Raw genomic sequence first — 8,595 nt, 5'->3', positions numbered from 1 at the left:
CCTCTGGGGATAAGGGGCAGGGGGAAAGGTTTTAAATCCCTTACCCTTTCCCCTTTCCCCTTTCCCCAGACCTCACATAGCATTTTTGGGTTGGCAGACTACTAGGTATGGGGTTTTCTGGTTCTATTTCCATTGGTATATTAACTAAAGCTACCAAAATAGAAGGAATATCTGAAAGTGGCGCGATATGGTCAATATCGTCTACATTCTCGATCGCATTCCGTGGCATATCAGAATACAAAGCATTATCGGGATTTTGGACAATTGCCATACCACCCTGCATTTTTACAGCTATTAGTCCCGCCGTGCCGTCGTCAAGCATACCTGTTAGTAGCACAGCAATCACGCGCTGCCCATAGGCTCGTGCTGCACTGCGAAACAATGGATTGATCGCGGGACGACAACGGTTTTCTTTTGGCCCCCGCGTCAAACGCAAATATCTTCGTTCTACCAGTAAGTGATAGTCAGGGGGAGCAACATAAATCCGACCATGAACAATAGCTTCGCCGTCCTGAGCGTGAGATACTGGTAGGTTGCCAGCGCGACTTAATATTTTTGGCAGAACATTCGTGCTGTGACTGGATACATGAAGAACTATAATCACAGCAGCATTAAGATTGGGCGGCAAATGCTTGACTAGATAAGTCAGCGCTTCAACTCCACCGGCTGATGTTCCAATGACAATAATATTGTGTTCAAGCATTAATGTAACGATTTCACTAGCATAGCAGCGTGGTCAATAAAAGCACGTTTACTGCCAGTACCGAAAATAACGCAGCCAAAGAATTTGCTCACCTAGCTTTGAGAGGATTTATTCTTCATTTGAGGAATAAGACTTTAGAGGAATAGCACAAAATGCAATTTTGCGTCTCTAAAAAGGTTTTAAAATCACGCACAATTATTTTCTGCGATTGAAAGTTGTAGTGAAATGAAAGGACTTGACCATTTAATGAAATTCAAAATTACACATTTTGAATAATGAAATTGATTTGGCTCTTGCCTCATCACAGTCCCTGCCATTCTCACTCGGACAGTTCTTTTCTCGGCAACAACAAACTAGTTTCAATCTCCTGCCGCACAACGCCTGTTACCTCACAGTTGCTATTGAGGCAATCGAGAAGCAACTGATTGGCATCGTAATATTGTTGCAATACTTGCTGTTGCTGTGGGCTGAAGTGCCAGTGATGTTCAATGTTTCGATGCTTGGCGATCGCAGTTTTTAACTGTTCCATCCAAGCAGGATAACTTGTTTGCCACCATGTCTGAATGCTTTCTCTACTTTGTTCTGGATCGGGCAGTAGGTCTTTAAGTTGTTGTAAAGCTTGATGTAAGCCAGCATCTTGAGCGATCGCTAAAGCATAACTCAAAGCATCGTCGCAGGCATCGGCATCGGCAAAATTAGATTTGCATTCCATTACTAGGTTATCTAATGCCGCATCCAAAAAAATATCCTGATCAAGGATGCAGACAAGAGCAAAGGGCGATATCAAGTGAGGAGTTCGAGCCAGAGTAAGGTAAAACGCACGAATTGCAATAGGCTGGGGGGGAGTGGCAAGGGACTTGTGATTTGCCCAAGTTAGAAATTGTTGCAAATATGGATCTTGAGCCACTAGCGCATCAACTTCTTGCTTCATCAACAGTACTAAGAAATCTGCACTCCGCAGCATGGCAACCGTTAACAAAAAGATTTCGCGCCATCTGGGTTCAGTAATATGACTCACCAGACGTTCTAACGGTCGTTCTAATGCTTGTAAATTATAACTGGCAACAATTTTTCGAGCAGTCAGATATTCTTGAAACGTCAAATAAGAGAAGGAGAAAATTCCCCGCACTCGTTCTGCTAGTAATCCATGTTGTAACTCTATCGCCTGAAGTACCTCTTCACTATCTAATTGCAATTCCTCTGGTTCCGTCGAAGCATTCGGTAAATCACAGATATAATCGCTAATGTATTGTTCAACAATGCGTTGTTCAAAAAAGTAATTACCCTGGTCAAATGTCGCGCTAGCAACCTGACTCAGCAACTTCAGATTTTGTGATAATAAGAAACCTTCGTACACTTCATCCCGTTCAATTGCTTTGGTTTCATCCCATTTGCCCAGCAGGAGGTATAAACATTGCTTATAAAACGCAATTTTTTGGTTTGGGAATTTGTTCTGGTGATGAAAAACCCAGCAAGCGAGATGTAAAAACAAGGGGGAGACGGCAAGTCTACGAAATTGTAAGTTTTCCGGTAAATCTAGTTTCTTAATAAACTCAATTGCCTGTCCTTGTTTATTCTGGATGTTCGTTTTTGTAAGTGCTGTAAACCACTTCTGAGCAAAAGCAACAATTTGGTCTTGACTAAATGGGGCAATTTCAACATCTGTAAAGCGTCTAAGGTTGAAAGCTTTAGCCGCCGTGCGGCAGGTGACGACAAATATATTCTTTTGATACTTTTCAGAGAATCTGCGAATCTCATTGGCGACACCCTTCCTTTCTTGATGAAGCACTTCATCTAATCCATCCAGCAACAGCAACACTCTGCCTGACAACAACAAAGTTTCCAGCACAGATGGATCTGCAATCCCACAGGTAAGGAATTCCTTGTAAATATAGTTGATTAAATTGAACTCTCTTGCTTCTCTAGATTCGTCGGCAAAATCTCTTAAGGTGACAAAAATGGCAACCCGATTTGCAGCAAATCTGCCTCGGTTGCATTGAATCGCCAGATGTTGTAAAAAAGTGGTTTTACCTGCTCCCGGTTTACCCAACACCCGTAGCTTTGAGTAAGTTTGAACTGCCGTGATCCCTGCGATTTCTATTTGGGATACTTCACCTAAACCAAAGCGATCAAATTCTTTTGATGTAAACTTTTGCAAGTCAGAAAACTCTAACCACTGAAGGCTTGCAATCTCCTCCAAAATGTTGACATCTATGTAAATGTCGTCGATTCTAACGGGGCGACTAACATCTAATAACTGCAAAGTGCCGCACTGGTCTTGAATTTTGTCAAAGCGTTGCGATCGCACAAATTGTACTAGAGCATCAATATCTAAAAATTCAGCAGCACTAAGTTCTTTTGATTCAGAAAATTCTTCTGGAGGATTAGCCGCAATCTCACGCCAATTCAACGACAACACCGAACAAATTTCTATAAAGATATGACGGTCAACCGAACGCCCAGTAAAAAACCGCCAAATTGGTTGGCGAGTCTTTAAGTTGACTTCAAAAGCCAAATTATCTTGTGTCCACCCTTTATGAGCGAACGCTTTTTTGGCTTGTTCAATCCCGGTAACTGATGCTTCGAGCGATCGCTTGACCATAGAAGCTTACACATCGGATAAAAATTCTTCAAGTTGACATTATTGCAATATATAATTTCGGAACTACTTAGAAACTAAGTTAGCTATTTTTAAGTGCTAATAATTTATTTAAAGCATCTTCGGACAATATCCTATCATTGCATTTTTCAGTAAAATTTGAGTAATTAAAGTATGTTTTATAACTTTGTATTGGGTGGCCGAGAAAGTTTTTGTATATCTATTACCTCTAGTGGTGCGGCAAGTCTCAAATTTATGTACGATTGAGTACTCATTATTGTAACACTTCTGTATACTTTTGTATAAAGTTAGCTTGTTATAATTAATGTTTAAATAACTTAGCTCAAGCTTATGATTTAGAGGTTTATGTGCCGACATGAGGCTTAGATTCTCAAGTCCTTTTATTGTGTTGCTAACTGGCTTTTTAAATATAATTGGCTCTAAGATGTATTATTAACGCAAACGTATTTAAAACATAAGATTTTTTCTTTATTTAAATAGTTATAGCGTTTTATTGTCAAGCCTACTTATTAAGCAAAATCCTTATTAACAAGAAATAATACATGTGCAATTTTGCCAGCATCAGAAATTCAATTCCGTGCAAATGCTGGATGAATAAATGGTGAAACACCACACCCAATTGAAAATTTGCTGCAAAACAATCAGTGTCGGATCTGAATCCCTCACTGATAGCGTAGCGGTAGCGAGTCCACGTACTCTTACAGAGAAGCAAGCTACGCGCAGCGTCTCGTAGAGAGCGTCTTGATTCTGATGAATGTATTCTCACTTAAGAAGTTTATTGTTTGTTCATTTTAGAACTTTATTCTTTGTGTACACACTTACAACTGATAAGAAGCGGTCAAAGCTACCGCCAAAGCATCCGCAGCATCATCTGGCTTGGGAATTTCATCTAAATCTAACTCCCGTGCTACCGCCTCTTGCACATCTAACTTATCTGCATTGCCATATCCCGTTAAAGCTTGCTTAATTTGAGCCGGAGTAAACTCTACATAAGGAAGACGACGCTGACCCAACACCAAAATTAATACACCCCGCGCCTGTGCAACCAAAATTGTACTTGACATCCGATAGAAGAATAGTTTCTCGATCGCAACCAAATCTGGTTGAAATTCCTCCATCACGGTGTGTAAATCATCAAACAAGGTACATAGCCTCAGTCCCATTTCTACATCTGCTGACGTTTTAATTACCCCAAAATCCAGCATATTTACTGTAGTTTCTGGCACCTTGTTGGCAATTTGTGTGCAGGTAATTACCCCAAACCCTAAAGTTGCCAGTCCTGGATCTAATCCTAAAATTCGTTTTTCCATTCAATTCACTTTTACTAAACCAGGGTATTGTTTAACTAGGAATACTGGCAATCTTGACCACTTGCTCTTAGTCTAATGGAATTGACAAATATAATAGTTTCACGCCTAGTGTTAAAAACCAAGTGGTGTACATTTTCTGTTAATTATTGTTTGTAGCACTGCTGTAAATCAGGTATGTCAATTGGTTTTCTCAGACAAGCCCTCAACGCCCTGCAAAAGCAGTCGCGTTCTCGAACTTCCTATCGGGTTAACCAGTGGTTCAAATGGTTATCCCCTGGACTATCGGTAAAACGTTGGTTGTTGATAAGTATTGGGGGTGTACTGCTGGCGAGTTTGGGGTTAGCTATTTGGGTTAAGCTGACCCCAATTTTTTGGATGATCGAGTTGTTTAGGGGTTTCCTTGGAGTAATCACCAACATCTTACCCAACTATATCAGTGGGCCTTTGGTGCTGCTTGGGGGATTGCTGTTAGTGCTTTGGGGACAAACTCGTACTGTTGGCTCAATTACTAAGGTACTAAGGGCAGAAGGCGGAGAAGAACTCATCGATGTCTTGCTGGCACATCATCGACTGTACCGAGGCCCGAAAATAGTAGTAATTGGTGGTGGTACGGGTCTTTCTACGTTGTTGAGGGGACTAAAAACCTACAGCGCTAATATTACTGCTATTGTCACTGTTGCTGATGATGGTGGATCTTCTGGGCGGTTGCGTCAAGAATTTGGAGTGTTACCACCAGGGGATATTCGCAATTGTTTGGCTGCACTAGCAGATGAAGAAAAGTTGTTAACAGAATTGTTTCAATACCGTTTTCGGGCTGGAGATGGGTTAACAGGTCACAGTTTTGGCAATTTGTTTTTAACGGCAATGAGTGATATTACTGGAGATTTAGAACAAGCAGTTGCAGCCAGTTCTAAGGTGCTAGCGGTACGGGGACAAGTACTACCGGCAACTCTCAGTGATGTTCGCCTCTGGGCTGAATTAACCGATGGTCGCCGCATTGAGGGCGAGTCTAGCATTCCCAAAGCTGGAGGGAAAATTGTCAAAATTGGCTGCATTCCTGATAATCCGCCGGCAGTGCCAGCAGCGATTAAGGCAATTAAAGAAGCTGATTACATCATTATTGGGCCAGGTAGTCTTTATACAAGTCTCATTCCTAATTTATTAGTACCAGAAATTGCCGATGCGATCGCTCAAACAGATGCCCCCCGTATTTATATCTGCAATATCATGACTCAGCCGGGAGAAACTGAAGGCTACACTGTTGCAGATCACATTAGAGCAATTGATGCTGCTTGTGGGGAAAGACGGCTATTTGATGCTGTGCTAATCCACAAAAAATCTCCCTCAGAGCAATCACTCATCCGCTACGCCGAACAAAACTCCCATCCCGTTTTCCTAGATAGAGAAGCCGTAACTCAACTAGGGCGAAGGATTGTTGCAGCTAATGTTTTATATGAAGATGAAACGGGTTTTGTCCGTCACAATCCGCAGAAACTAGCACAAGTGTTGTTGCGGTGGTACGGTAGAGGTCATTATGGAAAAAGGAGAAATATCACGTCTTGACTCGGTTATGAAAATTTTTCTTGCAGATACAGAGGCGACGCTACGCTTAGGTATTAGTCTCGGTGAATCCCTGACTGCTGGCAGTGTAATTTTACTAGAAGGTGATTTAGGCGCTGGTAAAACTACCTTAGTTCAAGGTATTGGTAAGGGTTTGGGAATTGCTGAATCTATTGTCAGTCCCACTTTCACCCTGATTAATGAGTACACAGAAGGACGGCTCCCCCTTTACCACCTAGATTTATATCGCTTAGAACCACAAGAAGTTGCAGCCCTAAATTTAGAAAGTTATTGGGAAGGTATTGAGGTCATACCAGGAATTGTGGCAGTTGAATGGGCGGAACGATTGCCCTACAAACCAGATAGTTATCTAAGTGTGACTTTGACTTATGGGGATGGAGGTACTCGTCAAGTCGAACTCATACCATTCAATTGTGCCCTTAGTGAAGCCATTGCTGCTATCTAAGCTCATATCCCGACCGAAGTACAAGAGATTTCACTTTTTTAGATCGCAACACTAAAAAATTTTTGCTAATAGTTGAGGGAGAACTTCACACTCCTTCTATCTGCCACTACCACGCTCACCACTGTAAATCACTAACATTGTTATCTCTATCCAAATTAAGTGAAAAATTTTTGTAACAGCAGCTTTATTGCTGCAATAATCAGTTAAAAAACTGATTTAGATAGTGTATGAATTAAGAAAAGGTAAACTGTTGTTGGGTTAAATGAGAGTTTTTGCAGCACCTAGTCAGCTTGATTTAACCTGATTGGTTCTCTACTCTCATTAAGAGAACAAATCTGGATTATTTAGCAGTCAAAGCTAATAGAAAAAAGTTAAATAACATCAAGCTATCTAGAAGTTATCTAACTTTTCCTTATACTCAATATACCCGAACTAAAGTCACAATATATACACAATAATACTGATTTATATAATAATTAAAAAATTAATTTAAGTAATTGTAAATACCAATAAATTCTTCGGTTGACATCTGTAATTATCACTGTTAGCAGTTTTAAATAAAACATCTCGTATTTTTACGATAGTTATGTAAAAATACGAGATGTTTTATCTTGTATTAGTTGACATTAATATATCTACGTGGATGCACTAGTTTTCTCTAATGAAAGAAGCGATCGCCTTTTTTATCGGTAAGCCAGAGTCATCCCTGGTATAGTAAGTAAGACCTTGATCGATGAATGCCGAGGTAGTATCTATTAACTGCTGAATAATCTCTGGACTAGTATTATCTATTTCTTGAGTAACTTTTTTGCCTGTAAATCGGTTTTTTCGCTCTTCTGGAGGTAATACAATCCGAGGATCTTTATAAGTTTCTTTTGGCTTAGGTTTAAATGTCTCATTTAATTCAAACTGAAGACGCAAGTAACGTTTAGACTCGTATCCACCCATGATTTGCCGGCAAATTGTGCTATCAATCTCTGATGTAGGTTCCATAAAGATATTAGTCAAATTTTGTACCCAGTCTAAGCCTTTCCATTTACTTACTTGCTTATATTGATATGGTTCACCAGTTTGACCTGTGCCAAGAGAAAGGATAGAAATATCTTCCAATCGCAGATTATTTAGTTTATATTTTTGCTTTATTTCTGGAGATACTGTAGACTGGCTGATCCTCATAACTAAACTCAAAGCTGCAAGACAGGGATTGTTAGCAGAAACTCCTCCATCAATGTGTGGAAATTCCCAATCGCCAAACTTTTCTTTATCTACAGGTTCTAATTTATATGGCGGGAAAAAAGTAGGTGCAGAGGCAGAAGCGGTACATATCTCCCATAAATAACAGTCATCGTACCATCTGTCTCCTAGATCGGGATGACAGTTTGTAAAAAAGGTTGTATTGCGATATAGCGTATCGTAAGCCAAAATCAAGATAATAGGTTTTTCAACATCTTTTATTCTTGTGTATTTATAAGCATCTTTGAGGACACTAATAATTCCATCATGAGAATATTTAGATGCTGAAAATACATCAAGAATTGATTTGATGACGGACGGCAAATTTTTATAGAGTTCTTTTCTATTCGCCGGAAAGATATCTTTACCTTTATCTATATACATTTTAATAAGTTCATCACTTGTCTTTCCTACAGCAATCCCCCCTGTCAATATTGAACCAGTAGAAGTGCCAGCAATGAGGTCAAAGTATTCGTGTAAGAAGTTCCCTTTACCCTGGTTTCTAATTTCTTGTTCTACTTGTTTAAGCATTCGGGCTGCAATAACTCCCCGAATACCGCCACCATCTAAAGCTAAAATTTTGAAGGACATAGCAATTCTCCTTGATTATTTCTACGGTTATCTTTTCGGGCATAGTTTCTGGTAAATACATGACCTGGATGAAGGTCAATACTTGTCGGGTTTTGGGGAAAAGGGGGAAGGG

The 8,595-nt window shown here is 40.1% G+C and carries 5 protein-coding genes and 1 pseudogene; 2 read left to right on the top strand and 4 right to left on the bottom strand.

Annotation, left to right across the window (positions count from 1 at the left end):
* Window positions 1-103: 103 nt before the first annotated feature.
* The 3 genes and pseudogenes from G1O98_RS34770 to ruvC form a co-directional block, all read right to left on the bottom strand.
* Window positions 104-703 (bottom strand): annotated as a pseudogene (locus tag G1O98_RS34770) (chemotaxis protein CheB); the annotation flags it as partial.
* Window positions 704-1,022: 319 nt separating this feature from the next.
* A complete protein-coding gene (locus G1O98_RS34765) occupies window positions 1,023-3,305 on the bottom strand; it encodes an NACHT domain-containing NTPase (protein WP_163938342.1) in 2,283 nt (760 codons plus the stop codon).
* A gap of 836 nt (window positions 3,306-4,141) precedes the next feature.
* The gene (gene ruvC, locus G1O98_RS34760; RefSeq protein WP_012411616.1) at window positions 4,142-4,633 is read right to left on the bottom strand and encodes a crossover junction endodeoxyribonuclease RuvC; all 492 of its coding nucleotides are present in this window, start codon (window positions 4,631-4,633) and stop codon (window positions 4,142-4,144) included.
* 174 nt (window positions 4,634-4,807) lie between these two features.
* Here ruvC and G1O98_RS34755 point away from each other — a divergent pair, with 174 nt between their 5' ends.
* Entirely contained in the window at window positions 4,808-6,196 is a 1,389-nt protein-coding gene (locus G1O98_RS34755; RefSeq protein WP_163938339.1) for a gluconeogenesis factor YvcK family protein, read from the top strand.
* 7 nt (window positions 6,197-6,203) lie between these two features.
* Window positions 6,204-6,659: a tRNA (adenosine(37)-N6)-threonylcarbamoyltransferase complex ATPase subunit type 1 TsaE gene (tsaE, locus tag G1O98_RS34750; protein ID WP_163938337.1), complete on the top strand. Its 456-nt coding sequence runs from the start codon at window positions 6,204-6,206 to the stop codon at window positions 6,657-6,659.
* A gap of 648 nt (window positions 6,660-7,307) precedes the next feature.
* Here tsaE and G1O98_RS34745 read toward each other — a convergent pair.
* Complete coding sequence (locus G1O98_RS34745; protein ID WP_163938334.1) at window positions 7,308-8,483, bottom strand: patatin-like phospholipase family protein; 1,176 nt, start codon at window positions 8,481-8,483, stop codon at window positions 7,308-7,310.
* Window positions 8,484-8,595: the final 112 nt, after the last annotated feature.

Origin of the sequence: Nostoc sp. UIC 10630 (genome assembly GCF_010747425.1) — a bacterium.
Classification (GTDB): Bacteria; Cyanobacteriota; Cyanobacteriia; order Cyanobacteriales; family Nostocaceae; genus Nostoc.
Note: the sequence above shows the minus strand (reverse complement) of the source record. Positions and strands in the feature narration are given on the sequence as shown.